This window comes from Pseudomonas sp. Bc-h (assembly GCF_002080045.1).
Taxonomy (GTDB): domain Bacteria; phylum Pseudomonadota; class Gammaproteobacteria; order Pseudomonadales; family Pseudomonadaceae; genus Aquipseudomonas.
This window is the reverse complement of the sequence record NZ_MUIN01000001.1, coordinates 1-15,527: the sequence shown is the minus strand read 5'-3', so window position 1 is coordinate 15,527 and position 15,527 is coordinate 1. Positions and strand designations below refer to the sequence as shown.

The following is a 15,527-nucleotide window of genomic DNA, read 5'->3' as shown; positions in this document are numbered from 1 at the left end:
TCTGCTACTACCTTTTTTATGCCGTCTGTCATTGTATGAACGCAGAGTGCACTCTGTAGAAACACACCGGAATGACCGCAATTTCCCGCTGTCCCAGAATTTGCAGGCATTTCTGGAATACCGCCCGAGGCCGATCAAGGCCCGGCACCTGCGTGAGAACGCTATACTCGCGGGCTAAATTTTGAACGACTCGATTACAAGGACTCGCCCATGAAAGCGTTCGGCAAAATCCTGGGACTATTCATTCTCGGGCTGTTGCTGATCATCGTGGCTCTCGGCTTCGCCTTGACCCATCTGTTTGATCCCAACGACTACAAAGACGAGATTCGTAAACTGGTCCGCGACCGGGCACACGTCGAACTGACCCTCAACGGCGATATTGGCTGGAGCCTGTTCCCCTGGCTGGGCCTTGAGCTGCATGACGCCAGCGTCGCGACACTGACCGAGCCGACCAAACCGTTCGCTGACCTTTCGATGCTCGGGCTGTCTGTGCGGGTGCTGCCACTGCTGCGCAAGGAAGTGCAGATGAGCGATGTGCGGGTCGAAGGCCTGAACTTGATGCTCACCCGCGATGAAAACGGCCACGGCAACTGGGAAGACATCGGCAAGGTGCCTGCTACCGCTGCAAATACGGCGCAGCCACCCGCTGCGCAAGCCCCTGCCGATCCTGCTCCCGACGCAGGCGCCAAGCCAGACAAAGCCTGGCAGCCGCTCAAGCTGGACATCGACAGCCTGACCGTGAACAACGCGCGCATCGACTTCAACGATATTCAGAAAGCCCGGCAATTCACCGCTGAGAGCATTCAGCTGAGCACCGGCCCGGTACACAACGCCACCGACATTCCGGTGAAACTCACAGCATTCCTCAGCACCAATCAGCCTGTGGTACGCACCAAGACCGAGCTGACTGGCAAGCTGCGTTTCGACCGTGCGCTCAAGCGCTATCAGCTCGATGACATGCGCTTCTCCGGCGAAGCGGCGGGCGACCCATTGCAAGGCAAGACCGTGACCTTCTCCGCTCAGGGTCAGCTACTGGCAGACATGTCGGCCAACGTTGCCGAATGGACCAACCTCAAGTTGTCCGCCAACCAGCTGCGTGCTCTGGGTGAGTTGCATGTCCGCGATCTGGACAAGACGCCTCAACTGAGCGGCGGTCTGTCCATTGCTTCATTCAATCTGCGCGAATTTCTCGACAGCATCGGTCAGCCTGCGCCCGCTCTTGGTGAAGGCAGTCTGAACAAATTCGAAATGGTCACCCGCCTTGCCGCCACGCCAACCAGCGTGGCGCTGGACGATCTCACCCTGAAACTCGACGACAGCACCATCACCGGTCGCGTGGCCGTGGACGACTTCGCCAAACAGTCCCTGCGCCTGCAACTCAAGGCCGACACCTTCGACGCCGACCGCTATCGTCCACCGCAGGATGAAAAGGCAAAAGCTGCCGGAGCTGCACGCAAATCCGAGGTTCAGAGCGGCGAAGCCGAGGCCCTCGCTGCGTCGGGCACCAGTCCGCTGCCGAACCAGCCAACCCAGGTCGCCTGGAGCGATGCCCGGCTGCTGCCGCTTGAGCGCATGCGCAAGCTGGATGTCGATGCCGACTTGAGTTTTGGCAAGCTGACCGTTGAGAAGCTGCCGATTCAGAATGCCGCGCTGAAAACCTCCGCGCTGGATGGCGTGATCAAGGTCGACAGCCTGCGTGGCGATCTCTACAACGGCAACTTCGAAGTCAAAGGCAATCTGGACGTGCGTCCGGAAGTGCCGCTGGCCAGTGTGCAGACCCATGTCGTCAAAGTGCCAGTCGAACACTTCATTCAGAGTCAGGGCACCACGCCTCCCCTGCGCGGCCTGCTGAACCTGAACAGCGACGTCACCGCCAAGGGCAACAGCGAGAAGGCCTTGGTGGAGAGCCTGAACGGCACCGCCAGCTTCGCCCTGAACAACGGCGTGCTCGTAAACGCCAACCTTGAACAGCAACTGTGCCGTGGTATCTCGGTGCTCAACCGCAAGACCTTGAGCGGCGAACCACGCGGCAAGGACACGCCGTTCCAGCAACTCAACGGCAACCTGGTATTGCGCAACGGCGTAGCCAGCAACCCTGACCTGAAAGTTCGCACGCCGGGCCTGACCGTCAATGGCGACGGCGATATCGACCTGCGCGTGATGGGCATGAATTATCGCGTCGGCGTGATCATCGAAGGCGACAAGAGCGATATGCCGGACCCGGCCTGTGAAGTGAATCCGCGCTTCGTCGGTGTCGAATGGCCGATCCTGTGCCGTGGCCCGCTGGAACTGGGCGCCAAGGCATGCCGCCTGGACAATGAAGGGCTCGGCAAGGTCGCCGCCAAGATGGCCGGAGATCGCCTCGGCGACAAGATTGACGAAAAGCTGGGGGACAAGGTCAGTCCCGAGCTCAAGGATGCCATCAAGGGATTGTTCAAGCGGTAACACCGCGCTGCCGACCACAGATCGGCAGCGCGACACACAACCTGTAGGAGCTGCCGGAGGTTACGACGGTGGCGAAAGCGGTGTATCCATCACCTGATCCGGTGCAGACATACCGCATTCGCCAGCAAGCCGGCTCCCACGGGGATCGGGGCAAGCTTGCCTCAACCCTTTTCCCTGAACACCGGAACCACGATGCAACCCGAGCAGTTCTCCTCCGCCGTCCTCGACTGGTACGACCGTCACGGCCGGCACGATCTCCCTTGGCAACACGACATCACCCCTTACCGCGTCTGGGTGTCGGAAATCATGCTGCAGCAAACCCAGGTCAGCACCGTGCTGGGTTACTTCGACCGCTTCATGGAGGCGCTCCCTACCGTTCAGGCTCTGGCTGAGGCGCCGGAAGACGAAGTGCTGCATCTGTGGACCGGGCTGGGCTACTACACCCGCGCGCGCAACCTGCAAAAAGCTGCGAAGATCGTCGTTGCCGAACACGGCGGGGAATTCCCTCGCGACGTGGAAAAGCTCACCGAACTGCCAGGCATCGGCCAATCCACTGCCGGGGCCATCGCCAGCATCAGCATGGGCATTCGCGCACCGATCCTCGATGGCAACGTCAAACGCGTTCTGGCGCGCTTTACCGCGCAAGAGGGCTATCCGGGTGAGCCAAAGGTCGCGAAGCAGATGTGGGCGACCGCAGAGCGTTTCACGCCACACAGCCGGGTCAATCACTACACTCAGGCGATGATGGATCTGGGCGCCACGCTTTGCACCCGCAGCAAGCCCAGCTGCCTGCTGTGCCCGCTGGAACGCAGCTGCGAAGCGCACATGCTTGGCCTGGAAACCCGCTACCCGATTCCCAAGCCGCGCAAGGCCGTGCCGCAGAAGCGCACCTTGATGCCGATCTTTGCCAACGACGAAGGCGAAATCCTGCTATACCGCAGGCCTTCCACCGGCTTGTGGGGCGGTTTGTGGAGCCTGCCGGAACTGGATGACTTCAATGACATGCAGCATCTGGCCGACCAACACGCGCTGGAACTGGGTGAACATCAAGCCCTACCGGGGTTGATCCACACCTTCAGCCACTTCCAGCTGAGCATTGAACCCTGGCTGGTCCGGGTCCAGGAGTCCGCCCATCACGTGGCCGAGGCCGACTGGCTCTGGTATAACCTCGCCACCCCGCCGCGCCTGGGCCTTGCCGCCCCGGTGAAGAAGCTGCTGATGAGCGCAGCCGACGTATTGAACGCAGGAGAGTCGTCATGACCCGCACCGTAATGTGCCGCAAGTACAAAGAAGAACTGCCAGGTCTGGAGCGTCCGCCGTATCCGGGCGCCAAGGGCGAAGACATCTACAACCACGTCTCGCAGAAGGCCTGGGCGGACTGGCAGAAACACCAGACCCTGCTGATCAACGAGCGACGTCTGAACATGATGAACGCCGAAGACCGCAAGTTCCTGCAGGCCGAGATGGACAAGTACCTCTCCGGCGAGGAATACGCCAAGGCCGAAGGCTACGTTCCGCCGTCCGAATAACCCTTTGCAGACGGTGTTAATCGTAAGCGGAGGAAATAATTCAAATTTTTTTCAACATCACGCTTGACGACCTCCTGAAAAACACGTCTAATGCGCCCCGTTGCCCAGATAGCTCAGTCGGTAGAGCAGGGGATTGAAAATCCCCGTGTCGGCGGTTCGATTCCGTCTCTGGGCACCAAAATACCGAAAAACCCCTGCATCGAAAGATTCAGGGGTTTTTTATTGGGCGCGATTTACTAACATCAGTGGCCAGACTCACTTTCAGGAGAACGGCCATGGCATCAGCGAACAAACAGCAGAAGCGTGCCAAGCGCGCCAAAGACAAAGCCAAGCAACAGCGCGTGGCTCGCCAGAATCCTCAGGCGCTTGCCCCTATAGTCCCGGACTATTTCATGCCTGACTTCCTCGCCCCAGACGATGAAGAACTCGATAACAACTTACTTCTGGAGAGCTATCTGGAGCCCGAGGTCCTGGCCGAGATGACCGACGAGGAACGAGAAGCCGCCATTGCCTTCCTAGACGGCGGAGACGGAGCAACACACTCCGAAGTCGAAATCCTGCTGTGGGACCTCTACAGATCTCCTGCGCCAGCCCCCACAGAAGCGCAACGTATTGCGCATTACAAGGAACTGATGGAAGCCGAAGCGGCAGGAGAAGGAGAATTTCTGCTGACCTTCGCCAAAGGCCCGATTGCAGCGCACGCCCTGCACGACATCGACTTTGCGAACTTTCCCGACATTCTCGTGAACACCTTGGGCGCTTACTGGAAGTGGGCCCATGGACTCGATGATCAGTCCATCAGAACGCGAATCGACGGTGATGACTTCTACGAGAGTTTCTACGAGGCGCTCTGCGAAATCGAAGATGAGGCCCTAATGGAAGAGTTCACCATCGACCAGAAGAAACCCGGCGAACCCGCACAAGACTGAATACAATGTGCGCCCGATGATCCCGGGCCATGAAAATGGCTGCACCGAACAAGGAAACCGCCGTCATGGCCTCCCCAGACAAACAGCAGAAACGTGCCCAGCGGGCCAAAGCAAAGGCCAAGCAGAACCGTTCCGGCAAGGGCAAGCCAAGTCCGGTGCATCCGGTGCTCAACCATGCGCTCGTCAATGAGCCGTTCGATGACGTCTATCTCGATCTGAGCAAATTCGACTTCAACGACATCATGGAGAACGGCTTCGAGCCCGCCGACTACGATGACCTCTTCCAGGCGATGCAAAAAGCTGAAGCCATCAGCCTGTTGGCCATGTGCGTTGTCTTCCTGCAATACCCGGTGCTGGAGCTGGTGATTGCTGAAGAAGAGGAAGACCCGGCCACCGACTTCCTTATGGCCTTGCTGATCGTTTACCGCGGGATCTTCCATGACGAAGAGGAAGAGGTGACCGTCGAGTGGCTGGGCAGCGACGAATTCCAGGACGCCTACAACGAAGCGTCGGACATCCTGCAGCGCAAGAACGCACGGGATGCGGGTCGCCGTTAACAGGTTTTAATTTGCATGACACCGGTCAAGACGGTAGCTTTGCGCTAGTACGAGAATGCAACTTCTTCTCAATAAGGGCTGGCCGTTTTGACACATCTCCACACCCCTTCATCCGCAGCTATAGCGGGCGAAGCGAGCGCTTACTCCAAACCGCGAATTTTCCTGCACTGGCTGTCCGCGGCGGTCATCCTCTGGGCAACCTTCAGCGGCTTTGGCGTGGCATTTCTGGATTCGGATCATCCGTTTCGGCAATGGGTCGAGTCTTTCAATCCGCAGCTGACCAGTCTCTTTATTCCGTTCTTCGCCTGGCGCCTGTGTCTGGCCGTCAAAGCGGCGCCACACCTTCGGCATACTTCAAAAGAGCGACTAGCCAGCGCGGCACACACTGCGATTTATGCAGCGGTCTCCGGCGTGCTTATCACAGGCGTGCTGATGATGACCCACCCGGTCACGCTAATGGCGCTCATAACGCTGCCACAGCTGATTCACTCGAATGTCGCGCTGCTGGGGTTACATCAACTGCATCACGCCTTGTGCGCGGTTTTAGCGGGGCTCGTGGCGTTGCACATGGCGGCAGTGGTGATGCACCAGGTGCGGGGGAAGTCGGTGCTGGGGCGGATGCTTCCTGATGGGTGACTGCCGTCTAGCGACGTACTTGCCGACGCTCCGCCCGATACAGGCTCAGCGTTTTTCAGCCTCTGCGATGAGGTCATCAATGTCCACCTTAACTGTGCGACCACCGCGTCGCGCTTTGGCTATCCGGGCAAGCTCCGCGTCATCCAACATATCCAGGAGTTCCTCATATCGCTCAGGCGACAAGATGTAGAAGGCTGGCTCGTTGCGGTTGAGGATCACCATCGGGTCGCCATTGCTTTCGCGAAATGTCCCCATGGGATCCTTCTTCAAGTCAGTCACTGAAGCAGCGACTTCGGCCAACAGTGCGTATGCCATCGATTTACGCTCCCACTCATTTCACTCTTAGTCATTTGGAAACCCTTCAACAGAAATCAACCGTTGAATGATGCCGTAAACAATACTCTTAAAAGCATAAACAAATAGGCTACTTGATAGATCAAAATATGCGCGCAAAAAAAAACGGCCACCATCGTCACTGACGGCAGCCGCCTTTATCACGCCAGCAAAGCCAGCTCAATCACTCATCAATTGAGCACAACCTTCCCCGCCTTGACCGCTTTGCGGCGGCTCGACACGATCAAACCGGCAGCGACCACGAGGATGCTCAGAAGGCCCGTGGCGATGATTTCCATGCGATGGCCTTCCTGGAACAGCATGATACTCAGCACCGCGACGATGAATACGATCACAGCCCAGGTCAGGCCCGGAAACAGCCACATGCGGAAGTCGATAGGCTCGCCGGCAGACTCACGCTTGCGGCGCATGCGCAGCTGCGAAACAGCGATGACCAGGTACACCAGCAGCGCGATGGCGCCGGAACTGGCGAGCAGGAAATCGAACACCGCAGCCGGCGCGACGTAGTTGGCGAACACCGCAGCAAACGCCGCAGCAGTCGACAGCAACACAGCCCAGTAAGGAGTGCCTGCCTTGGTGGTGCGTTGCGAAACCGCAGGTGCGTCACCACGCTTGCCGAGGGAGAACAGCATGCGCGAAGCGGTGTAGAGCGCCGAGTTCAAGCAGCTGGTTACAGCGACCAGCACCACCAGATCGACGATCAACTTGGCGTTCGGAATACCCATCAGGTCGAGCACAGTCTGATAGGAGCCTACTTCAGCCAGACGGCTGTCATTCCACGGCACCAGCGCCACGACCAGGAAGATCGAAACCAGATAGAACAGGCAGATCCGCCAGATCACCGAATTGGTGGCCTTGGTGATTTGCTTGCCAGGGTCCTTTGACTCCGCCGCCGCGATGGTGACGATCTCGGTACCCATGAACGAGAACATGGTGGTCAGCATCGCTGCCAGCACCGCACCCATGCCGTTCGGCAAGAAGCCTTGCGTGTCGTACAGATGGCTGACGCCGCTGACCTGGCTGTTCGGCAGCAGGCCAAAGACCGCAGCGATGCCCAGCACCACGAAACCAATGATCGCCAAAACCTTGATCAGCGCGAACCAGAACTCGAACTCACCGTAGTTCTTGACGCTGAACAGGTTGGTCGCGGTCAGCAGCAAGGTGATCACCAGCGTGAATGCCCAGATCGCGATATTCGGGAACCATGCATGAAGGATGGTCGCGGCGGCGTTGGCCTCCAGCGGAATCACCAACACCCAGAACCACCAGTACAACCAACCAATGGTGAAGCCCGCCCAGTGACCGATCGCACGGTCGGCGTAGGTCGAAAACGAACCGGTATCCGGGGAGGCGACAGCCATTTCAGCCAGCATGCGCATGACCAGCACAACCAGCGTACCGGCTGCAGCGTAGGCCAGCAGAACTGCGGGACCCGCTTCGGCAATGGCATGCCCGGAGCCGACGAATAGGCCAGCGCCAATCACACCTGCAATCGACAGCATGGTGATATGCCGCGATTTAAGCCCCTGATCGAGGTTTGAAGAGTTTGGGGTACTGCTCATGAAAGCAACCTTTAGGATTTTTGTACGGATCAGAGCGGTTTGTGCGTCCTCGTAAAAAGATCACAACGGCTCTGTTATTTATTTTTTACGCAAGAACTACGCCAAAATATTTCAAAAGCGACGTCGTGCACGCATATGCCCGTTGCAGAGGCATTCGGTAAGTCTCTGAGCGGAATAGCATTTAGCCATTCCTGTAGGAGATGTTACCGAGCGCAACAGGATAGAGACGTTTACTTGCACCGAAAATACACAGACGCGACCGATTAGCACCAAATAGGGGCATGCTTATGACCTTTGATCGCGCCGTTGGCCGAAACACCCTTCCCCACGGCGTTTAAAGCTGGCACCATCGCGCCCTTTTTGCGCAAGGCAAGCTCGTTTGCCGCCCGCGATCAGCACACGTACACATGAGGACCGCACATGGCCGAGGCCACGCCCGCCCTGGAAATCCGCAACCTGCACAAGCGCTATGGCCAGCTCGAGGTGCTCAAGGGCATCTCGCTGACCGCGCGCGACGGCGACGTGATTTCGATTCTGGGTTCATCCGGCTCCGGCAAGTCCACGCTGCTGCGCTGTATCAATCTGCTGGAGAACCCGCATCAGGGTCAGATCCTGGTGGCCGGCGAAGAACTCAAGCTAAAGGCCACCCGCAAGGGTGAACTGATTGCCGCGGACAACCGTCAGATCAATCGGCTGCGCAGCGAGATCGGTTTCGTCTTCCAGAACTTCAACCTTTGGCCACACATGACCGTGCTCGATAACATCATCGAGGCGCCGCGCCGTGTCCTGGGCCAGAGCAAGGCAGAGGCGACCGACATGGCAGAGGCGTTGCTGGCCAAGGTCGGGATCGCCGACAAACGCCACGTGTATCCTGCGCAACTGTCAGGCGGCCAGCAGCAGCGCGCGGCCATCGCACGCACACTGGCAATGCAGCCTAAAGTGATCCTGTTCGACGAGCCGACTTCCGCGCTGGACCCCGAGATGGTGCAAGAAGTGCTTACTGTGATCCGTGGGCTGGCCGAAGAAGGCCGGACCATGTTGATGGTGACCCACGAAATGAATTTTGCCCGGCAGGTATCCAGTGAAGTGGTGTTCCTGCATCAAGGGCTGGTAGAAGAACAAGGATCGCCGCAGCAGGTTTTCGACGACCCGCAATCGGCGCGCTGCAAACAATTCATGTCCAGCAATCGCTAACGGAGCAACATCGATGCAGACCCTGAAAAATTTCCTGTTGGCCACTGCCGCTACCCTGGCAATGGTCTCCAGCGCTTTTGCTGCCGACACTCTGAAAATGGGCATCGAAGGGGCTTACCCGCCGTTCAACAACAAAGATGCAAGCGGTCAGGTCGTGGGTTTCGACGTCGAAATCGGCAACGCCCTGTGCGCGAAGATGAAGGTCACCTGCGAAGTCGTGACCTCTGACTGGGACGGCATCATCCCGGCCTTGAACGCGCAGAAGTTCGATTTCCTCATCTCGTCGATGTCCATCACCGACGAGCGCAAGCAGGCCGTCAACTTCACCAACCCGTACTACTCGAACAAGCTGCAATTCATCGCGCCAAAAGCGACCAATCTGGGTGCCGACAACGAGGCCATCAAGCAAGCGCTGAATGGCAAGACCATCGGCGCACAGCGCGCCACCCTTTCCGGCACCTGGCTGGAAGACAACTGGGGCGACGCTGTCACGGTCAAACTCTACGACTCGCAGGAAAATGCCTTTCTGGACCTCGCTTCCGGTCGCGTGGACGCCCTGCTCGGCGACAAATACGCCAGCTACGAGTGGCTGAAAAGCAAAGAAGGCGAAAGCTTCGAGTTCAAGGGCGAGCCATTGCCCGGCGACGACAAGATCGGCATCGCTGTGCGCAAGGATGACCCGCTGCGCGAGAAGCTGAATGAAGCCCTCAAGGAAATCATTGCAGACGGCACCTACAAGAAGATCAACGACAAGTACTTCCCGTTCAGCATCCTCTGATCTGCCCGACCGACACCGCCGCGCCTTCTTATAGAGCGGTGGTGTCTGTCCTCTGACCAAGCAAAGCCATGAACCTCGATCTACAAGGATTCGGCCCGGCCCTGGCTGCCGGCGTGCTGATGACGATCCAACTCGCGTTGTCTGCCCTGTGCCTGGGCCTCGTCCTGGGACTACTCGGCGCGCTGGCCAAGACCTCACCGAACCGTGCCCTACAGTGGCTCGGCGGCACCTACTCGACCTTGGTGCGCGGTATTCCCGAACTGCTGTGGGTGCTGCTGATTTACTTCGGCACCGTCAGCAGCATGCGCGCCATCGGCCACCTGTTCGGCATTCCCAACCTGTCGCTCAGCGCCTTTGCTGCGGGCGTCATCGCGCTGGGGCTGTGCTTCGGCGCGTACGCCACAGAGGTGTTTCGCGGCGCCATGCTGGCGATCCCAAAAGGCCACCGCGAAGCGGGGCTGGCGCTGGGCATGTCGCGCTCGCGCATCTTCGTCAAGCTGGTCATGCCGCAGATGTGGCGCATCGCGCTGCCGGGGCTCGGCAATCTGTTCATGATCCTGATGAAAGACACCGCGCTGGTTTCTGTCATTGGTCTTGAAGAAGTCATGCGCCACGCGCAGATCGCCGTCACCACCACCAAACAGCCGTTCACCTTCTATATGGTCGCCGCCTTCCTCTATCTGGGCATGACCGCGCTGTCGATGGTCGGCCTGGCATGGCTGGAGAAGCGTGCATCGATCGGTTTCGTGAGGAGCGCATCATGACGTGGGAGTTTGCCCTCAAATGGCTGCCCAAACTGCTGCAGGGCGCGACCCTGACGCTGGAGCTGGTGGCCATCGCCGTTGTCGCCGGATTGATTCTGACAATCCCCATGGGCATCGCCCGCGCCTCACGTAATGCCTATGTGCGCGCCCTGCCCTACGCCTACATCTTCTTCTTTCGCGGCACGCCGCTGCTGGTTCAACTGTTCGTGGTCTATTACGGGCTGGCGCAGTTCGACGCCGTGACTAAAGGGCCGCTGTGGCCTTACCTGCGCGATCCGTTCTTCTGCGCAGCACTGACCATGACGCTGCACACCACGGCCTACATCGCTGAGATCCTGCGCGGCGCGATTCAGGCCGTGCCGCCGGGGGAAATCGAAGCCGCCCGCGCGCTTGGCATGTCCAAAGGCAAGGCGCTGCTTTACATCATCCTGCCCCGCGCCGCCCGCATAGGGCTGCCGGCGTACAGCAACGAAGTCATCCTGATGCTCAAGGCCAGCGCCCTCGCCAGCACGGTTACGCTGCTGGACATCACCGGCATGGCCCGCACCATCAACGCCCGCACCTACATGCCGGAGCAGAGCTTCTTTCTCGCGGGCCTGATCTATCTGCTGATGTCGTTCGTGCTGATACAGGGCTTCAAACTGCTGGAACGCTACCTACGGGTGGACGCCAGCCAGGGGCGATAAACAGCACACCGGGCTGGGGCTGGCTCAATGCGGCCCGCGTGGCGATGAGCTCCCCTGTGCAAGGGAGCTTACTCGCGAAGACTGACGTCCAGCCTCCAAAGCCCGTAAGCTTGCCCCGAACCCCAACACCGCTGCCCAGCCGATGCCCCTGCACCCCGCCGACCTGATATCCCGCTTCCACGCCCTCGACGCCTTCCTGCTCGAGCATCAGCACCTGTGGCGCCCAAAACCCTTCACCCATCGCCATCTGCCGTGGGAGGCGCAGCACCCCGAACTATCCACCTGGCTGCGCCAGCGCTCGCTTGAACAAGCCGAAGCCGCTCACAACCATCCCGAGCAACTCGACGCGCCCGAGCCGTTCAAGCAGATCGCTGCGCAGTCCAAAGCCCTGAGCGACATCGACGCCCTACCCCGCGTCGAACTGCAAAGCGTGTCATCGCGCATGAGCGTCGACGTCCCCGGCCGCAAATGGCAACAGATCGAAGCCTTCGCCAGCAGCCTGAGCTTTCAGCACATGCCGACCCACTGGCTCGACTGGTGCTCCGGCAAAGGCCACCTCGGCAGACGCCTCGCCCATCAAGGGCAAGCCCTCACCTGCCTGGAATACGACCCCAAGCTGGTCGAAGCGGGCACCCAACTTAGCGCCAAACTCCACATCGCCGCCGAACACGTCCAACAAGACGTCATGGCCGCCGAAGCCGTAGACCAACTGCAGCCTGACCACACTCCCGTCGCCCTGCACGCCTGCGGCGATCTGCATGTGCGCCTCATGCAACTCGCCAGCGACACCCGCTGCCAACACATGGCTATCGCACCGTGCTGCTACAACCGCATCGCTAGCGACCATTACCAGGCGATGTCCACCGAAGGCCAAGCCTCCGCACTCGAACTCTCCCTGGACGACCTCGGCCTGCCCCTCAGCGAAACCGTCACCGCAGGCGCCCGCGTCCGTCGCCAGCGCGACACCTCCATGGCCCGCCGCCTGGCCTTCGACCTCATGCAACGCGAGCTGAGAGGCATCGACGACTACCTGCCAACGCCATCACTGCCCAGCGCCTGGCTCGACAAACCCTTCGCCGACTACTGCCGCGACCTCGCTGAACTCAAACAACTATCAGATCCAGGCAACCACGACTGGCCCGCCTCCGAGGCCGCTGGGTGGCAGCGCCTGGCCGAAGTTCGCAACCTCGAACTACTCCGAAACCTCTTCCGCCGCCTCCTCGAACTCTGGCTCATCCTCGACCGCGCTCTTTACCTGCAAGAGCGCAGTTACCACGTCCGCATCGGCACCTTCTGCGACAGCCAGCTCACCCCGAGAAATCTGCTCATCCTCGCCGAGCGAAAATGATCCACTTCGAGCGTACTGCCCTGTGGATAACTCTGTTGACGAAATTCCCACGAATGCACAGAAACCCTGATCCGCAAACGATTTCACGAATTGGTCATTTTTTAGACAGGTGTTAAATTTTCGACAAATCAGTAGCTTGCGAACGAATGAGAACGGTTCTACAAAATCACCTTTCATCGCCTTGGCACGAGAGCAATTGTGAATAACGGTAATCGCGTTCCGACATAAGCACCGTAAAAAACTGAAATTAGGGCTTTACTCGACAAATCAAATCCCTATAATCAGCGCCCACACGCCGGTATAGCTCAGTTGGTAGAGCAACTGACTTGTAATCAGTAGGTCCCGGGTTCGACTCCTGGTGCCGGCACCATAGATTTAGCGAAAAAGGCTCACCGAAAGGTGGGCCTTTTTTGTTTTGGGCTGCGTGTAAGTCATTCGTAATCTGCTTAAGTCCACGTCATCCATCGACCAATCCCATTCGAGCAATCACCCGAACATTCGGCGCTGCCAATAATCCTCAGCCACAATCGCAATCGGAGCCCCTGCCTCCCTCAACTCCACTGCCTTCATGATCTTGGTGCCATAGGTGCTGTGCCGCCATTGCTCATTGCCGATGCTCCCCACTACCAGGTAGTGGACCTTCTTGCTTACGCCCCCGCCGATCACCCCGCCCTTGTCTTCGATCAACGTCTGACAGTCTTTGCGCGGCCCGTAGGCCATGACGCCGGTAAAAACGAAGACCCGGCCCTCCCAGATTAATTCAGGCTCGGGAGTGTTGAAGGGCAGATCATTCGGGGCCACCGCGCCACGCTGGGACGGCGCTGGCTTGGCGATCGGCAATCCCGCGAACCCATGCAAGAGATTGAGCAGTTCAGTCGACTCATCCTCATCCAGCACGTTGTCCTTCAACATGCAGGCGAGCCGCGAATAAAGCAGGTTGATCACCGGATCGTCCAGATGCGCCACCTGGCTCTCCAGCCACTGCTTGAGGAAAACCGCTTCAGTGGTGTTGACCACACCATCAGCAATGAGTCCGGCAGCGATGCCCACCAAGGCGTCGGCGGAACGGCGGTCGATGCGGTCGGCGTGGAAGAATCGACTGTTGGTGAATTCGTTGTGCATGTCCATGCGAAAGCTTCCTTCTCGAAAATAAAACAAGGTGCGTCAAGGTTTAGCTGGCTGCGAAAGAATGGGCAAGGACACAGGAACCGCAAAACTCTCAGGTCAGCCCTCCCCGGGCTACATGAGGTTCATCCGGTTGCCTGTGAACTGGAAAATACATCAGCACAGGGGGCTGAAAGTCACGTCGTATATCCGCCAATGCCACCCGGAAGCCAGCTCGCTGACGCCAATCAATCGGGCACGCCCGGCTCATCACTATCATCTGGCGGATCTACGATTTCGTGTTCTCTGCGGACTTCCTCCTGCCGATCCAGCTGTGGCCACCACGCTGGAACACTCACCACCACCTCATGCGTCACGAAACTGATCATCCTGACGATATCGTAGGACCTGACTCCGTCGACATGCTCGCTGAGGCTTGCTGCGGTGTTAGCCCACATGGGATCAAGAACGAAATCTATGCCATTGGTTCTCGCAAGCTTTGCTGCGGGGACAAAATCGGAATCGCCAGCAATGAGCACAATCACGTCAGCAAGCTTGTTGAGCGCCAGCGTCGTGATGTCCATCCCGAGTTTGATGTCGACAGCCTTCTGGTCGATATCAAAATGGAAATCCGAATTGGTCAGGTCCGGCCAGGTCATTCTGCCCTTGAGCAATGCGTCCAAGGCATGATTGTTGAGTCGCCAGCGACCACTCTTCGAGAGTTCGCCTAACCGCAACGCTGTTTTTCGGCTTCGTTTGAGGCGGTCATGAAGCTCGCCTCGCACCTTGTATGGAGGATGTTCTTTGAAGTTGATCGTGCCAGGGGTTTTATGGCCTTCCGGCGTAATCGGGCAACGGACCTGTTTGTCGTTTGGCGGGCAGTCGTAGTAGTAAACGCGATAAAGCTCTCGGGGAAGCGCGCGGCGCTCTTCGATGTGGTTTTTGACGAGAAGGTGGACGATCGTGCTCAGGTGTTCAGAGGTCAGGACGAAGCATGGACGGAAGTATTTTCTGACGAAGAAACGGACTCGCTCGAAGAAAATCCACCATCAACCAGCACCGCCGTCCTTTTCATGTCGCTTCCTTGAGGCAAAAAAAAGTCCAGGACCGCCGGGCAGGTTCTAAAGATTGCCTGCGAGCTGTACTGGACTGTGGGCGAAATTATGATGACGTCTCGACTATATCGTCAACCGAAAATCGGTCATTTTCGTCGATCACGTATCGGATCTAACGGGCGGGCACGGATCACTCCAACCGTCTGCCGTCTCAAAGCGACACATTCCCCTACATATTCAACCAGTTGCTGTAGGACGCTTCTGAATTTAATCGCTATCCTCCCCGGCGCGTTGCGGCTCTCTGGATCACGGCATAACCTCCTCCCGTCGTTGGGTTCAGCGACCGGTTTTGACAGACCGAATCCACTAAGAAGCAACACTCGCTAATAGACTTGCGCATCACTGATGCGCGACTGCGTTATGGCGGCTGTATGTGGGGCACACTTGTGTGCGCCAGGTTTCTTGGTGACTGGTCTGTCAACCCGCCTACAGCCGCCACCCACTTCGTTTGACAGCGGAGAGTGTCGGCTCAGCTCACCAAGGAATGTAGCCATGATCAGATCCACACCACACCCACCCAACCCCC

General features: G+C 58.5%; 16 protein-coding genes and 2 tRNA genes. 14 read left to right on the top strand and 4 right to left on the bottom strand.

All coding sequences use genetic code 11. The annotated features are described in order from the left end of the window. Positions 1–210 precede the first annotated feature (210 nt). The 7 genes from BWR59_RS00085 to BWR59_RS00055 all read left to right on the top strand — a co-directional run bounded on the left by BWR59_RS00085 (position 211) and on the right by BWR59_RS00055 (position 6,096). The gene (locus tag BWR59_RS00085; protein WP_081563615.1) at positions 211–2,445 is read left to right on the top strand and encodes an AsmA family protein; all 2,235 of its coding nucleotides are present in this window, start codon (positions 211–213) and stop codon (positions 2,443–2,445) included. Between the two features lie 192 nt (positions 2,446–2,637). After that, positions 2,638–3,705, top strand: a complete 1,068-nt coding sequence (mutY, locus tag BWR59_RS00080; RefSeq protein ID WP_081563614.1) for an A/G-specific adenine glycosylase — start codon at positions 2,638–2,640, stop codon at positions 3,703–3,705. Continuing rightward, positions 3,702–3,974, top strand: coding sequence for an oxidative damage protection protein (locus BWR59_RS00075; protein ID WP_081563613.1), 273 nt, complete (start codon positions 3,702–3,704; stop codon positions 3,972–3,974). The genes mutY and BWR59_RS00075 overlap by 4 nt, the downstream gene beginning before the upstream one ends. Positions 3,975–4,076: 102 nt before the next feature. Beyond that, a tRNA-Phe gene (locus tag BWR59_RS00070) sits at positions 4,077–4,152 on the top strand. A 97-nt stretch (positions 4,153–4,249) separates the two neighbouring features. Further along, complete coding sequence (locus BWR59_RS00065; protein ID WP_081563612.1) at positions 4,250–4,903, top strand: hypothetical protein; 654 nt, start codon at positions 4,250–4,252, stop codon at positions 4,901–4,903. Between the two features lie 65 nt (positions 4,904–4,968). After that, complete coding sequence (locus tag BWR59_RS00060) at positions 4,969–5,460, top strand: hypothetical protein (protein ID WP_081563985.1); 492 nt, start codon at positions 4,969–4,971, stop codon at positions 5,458–5,460. Between the two features lie 87 nt (positions 5,461–5,547). Further along, complete coding sequence (locus BWR59_RS00055; RefSeq protein ID WP_230981926.1) at positions 5,548–6,096, top strand: cytochrome b/b6 domain-containing protein; 549 nt, start codon at positions 5,548–5,550, stop codon at positions 6,094–6,096. A gap of 45 nt (positions 6,097–6,141) precedes the next feature. On the opposite strand, the gene BWR59_RS00050 is transcribed toward BWR59_RS00055, so the two are convergent. After that, positions 6,142–6,411: a type II toxin-antitoxin system Phd/YefM family antitoxin gene (locus BWR59_RS00050; RefSeq protein ID WP_081563611.1), complete on the bottom strand. Its 270-nt coding sequence runs from the start codon at positions 6,409–6,411 to the stop codon at positions 6,142–6,144. A gap of 209 nt (positions 6,412–6,620) precedes the next feature. Beyond that, on the bottom strand, positions 6,621–8,012 hold the full coding sequence (gabP, locus tag BWR59_RS00045) for a GABA permease (protein WP_081563610.1): 1,392 nt from the start codon (positions 8,010–8,012) through the stop codon (positions 6,621–6,623). Between the two features lie 420 nt (positions 8,013–8,432). Between gabP and BWR59_RS00040 the strand changes: the two genes are divergently transcribed. The 6 genes from BWR59_RS00040 (at position 8,433) to BWR59_RS00015 (ending at position 13,152) form a co-directional block, all read left to right on the top strand. Continuing rightward, positions 8,433–9,206: an ABC transporter ATP-binding protein gene (locus BWR59_RS00040; RefSeq protein ID WP_081563609.1), complete on the top strand. Its 774-nt coding sequence runs from the start codon at positions 8,433–8,435 to the stop codon at positions 9,204–9,206. Positions 9,207–9,219: 13 nt separating this feature from the next. Further along, positions 9,220–9,984 carry an ABC transporter substrate-binding protein gene (locus BWR59_RS00035; RefSeq protein WP_081563608.1) on the top strand — a complete coding sequence of 255 codons (765 nt, stop codon included), beginning with the start codon at positions 9,220–9,222 and terminating at the stop codon, positions 9,982–9,984. Positions 9,985–10,052: 68 nt separating this feature from the next. Then, entirely contained in the window at positions 10,053–10,748 is a 696-nt protein-coding gene (locus tag BWR59_RS00030) for an ABC transporter permease (RefSeq protein WP_081563607.1), read from the top strand. After that, on the top strand, positions 10,745–11,434 hold the full coding sequence (locus BWR59_RS00025; protein ID WP_081563606.1) for an ABC transporter permease: 690 nt from the start codon (positions 10,745–10,747) through the stop codon (positions 11,432–11,434). The genes BWR59_RS00030 and BWR59_RS00025 overlap by 4 nt, the downstream gene beginning before the upstream one ends. A 142-nt stretch (positions 11,435–11,576) precedes the next feature. Beyond that, positions 11,577–12,782, top strand: coding sequence for a methyltransferase (locus BWR59_RS00020; RefSeq protein WP_081563605.1), 1,206 nt, complete (start codon positions 11,577–11,579; stop codon positions 12,780–12,782). 294 nt (positions 12,783–13,076) lie between these two features. Beyond that, positions 13,077–13,152: transfer RNA gene (locus BWR59_RS00015), tRNA-Thr, on the top strand. Positions 13,153–13,268: 116 nt separating this feature from the next. On the opposite strand, the gene BWR59_RS00010 is transcribed toward BWR59_RS00015, so the two are convergent. After that, a complete protein-coding gene (locus BWR59_RS00010; protein ID WP_081563604.1) occupies positions 13,269–13,910 on the bottom strand; it encodes a BRCT domain-containing protein in 642 nt (213 codons plus the stop codon). Between the two features lie 224 nt (positions 13,911–14,134). Beyond that, positions 14,135–14,569, bottom strand: coding sequence for an NYN domain-containing protein (locus BWR59_RS32720; RefSeq protein WP_230981925.1), 435 nt, complete (start codon positions 14,567–14,569; stop codon positions 14,135–14,137). A gap of 84 nt (positions 14,570–14,653) precedes the next feature. On the opposite strand from BWR59_RS32720, the gene BWR59_RS32715 reads away from it, so the two are divergent. Continuing rightward, the gene (locus BWR59_RS32715) at positions 14,654–14,974 is read left to right on the top strand and encodes a hypothetical protein (protein ID WP_230981924.1); all 321 of its coding nucleotides are present in this window, start codon (positions 14,654–14,656) and stop codon (positions 14,972–14,974) included. Positions 14,975–15,527: the final 553 nt, after the last annotated feature.

Excerpts from the sequence above, each read along its gene's own strand:
- BWR59_RS00040 (WP_081563609.1), top strand. The coding sequence starts at position 8,433 with ATGGCCGAGGCCACGCCCGCCCTGGAAATCCGCAACCTGCACAAGCGC.
- BWR59_RS00030 (WP_081563607.1), top strand. The coding sequence starts at position 10,053 with ATGAACCTCGATCTACAAGGATTCGGCCCGGCCCTGGCTGCCGGCGTG.
- BWR59_RS00060 (WP_081563985.1), top strand. The coding sequence starts at position 4,969 with ATGGCCTCCCCAGACAAACAGCAGAAACGTGCCCAGCGGGCCAAAGCA.
- BWR59_RS00085 (WP_081563615.1), top strand. The coding sequence starts at position 211 with ATGAAAGCGTTCGGCAAAATCCTGGGACTATTCATTCTCGGGCTGTTG.
- BWR59_RS00050 (WP_081563611.1), bottom strand. The coding sequence starts at position 6,411 with ATGGCATACGCACTGTTGGCCGAAGTCGCTGCTTCAGTGACTGACTTG.
- BWR59_RS00065 (WP_081563612.1), top strand. The coding sequence starts at position 4,250 with ATGGCATCAGCGAACAAACAGCAGAAGCGTGCCAAGCGCGCCAAAGAC.
- BWR59_RS00010 (WP_081563604.1), bottom strand. The coding sequence starts at position 13,910 with ATGGACATGCACAACGAATTCACCAACAGTCGATTCTTCCACGCCGAC.
- mutY (WP_081563614.1), top strand. The coding sequence starts at position 2,638 with ATGCAACCCGAGCAGTTCTCCTCCGCCGTCCTCGACTGGTACGACCGT.
- BWR59_RS00020 (WP_081563605.1), top strand. The coding sequence starts at position 11,577 with ATGCCCCTGCACCCCGCCGACCTGATATCCCGCTTCCACGCCCTCGAC.
- BWR59_RS00035 (WP_081563608.1), top strand. The coding sequence starts at position 9,220 with ATGCAGACCCTGAAAAATTTCCTGTTGGCCACTGCCGCTACCCTGGCA.
- BWR59_RS32715 (WP_230981924.1), top strand. The coding sequence starts at position 14,654 with ATGAAGCTCGCCTCGCACCTTGTATGGAGGATGTTCTTTGAAGTTGAT.
- gabP (WP_081563610.1), bottom strand. The coding sequence starts at position 8,012 with ATGAGCAGTACCCCAAACTCTTCAAACCTCGATCAGGGGCTTAAATCG.
- BWR59_RS00025 (WP_081563606.1), top strand. The coding sequence starts at position 10,745 with ATGACGTGGGAGTTTGCCCTCAAATGGCTGCCCAAACTGCTGCAGGGC.
- BWR59_RS00075 (WP_081563613.1), top strand. The coding sequence starts at position 3,702 with ATGACCCGCACCGTAATGTGCCGCAAGTACAAAGAAGAACTGCCAGGT.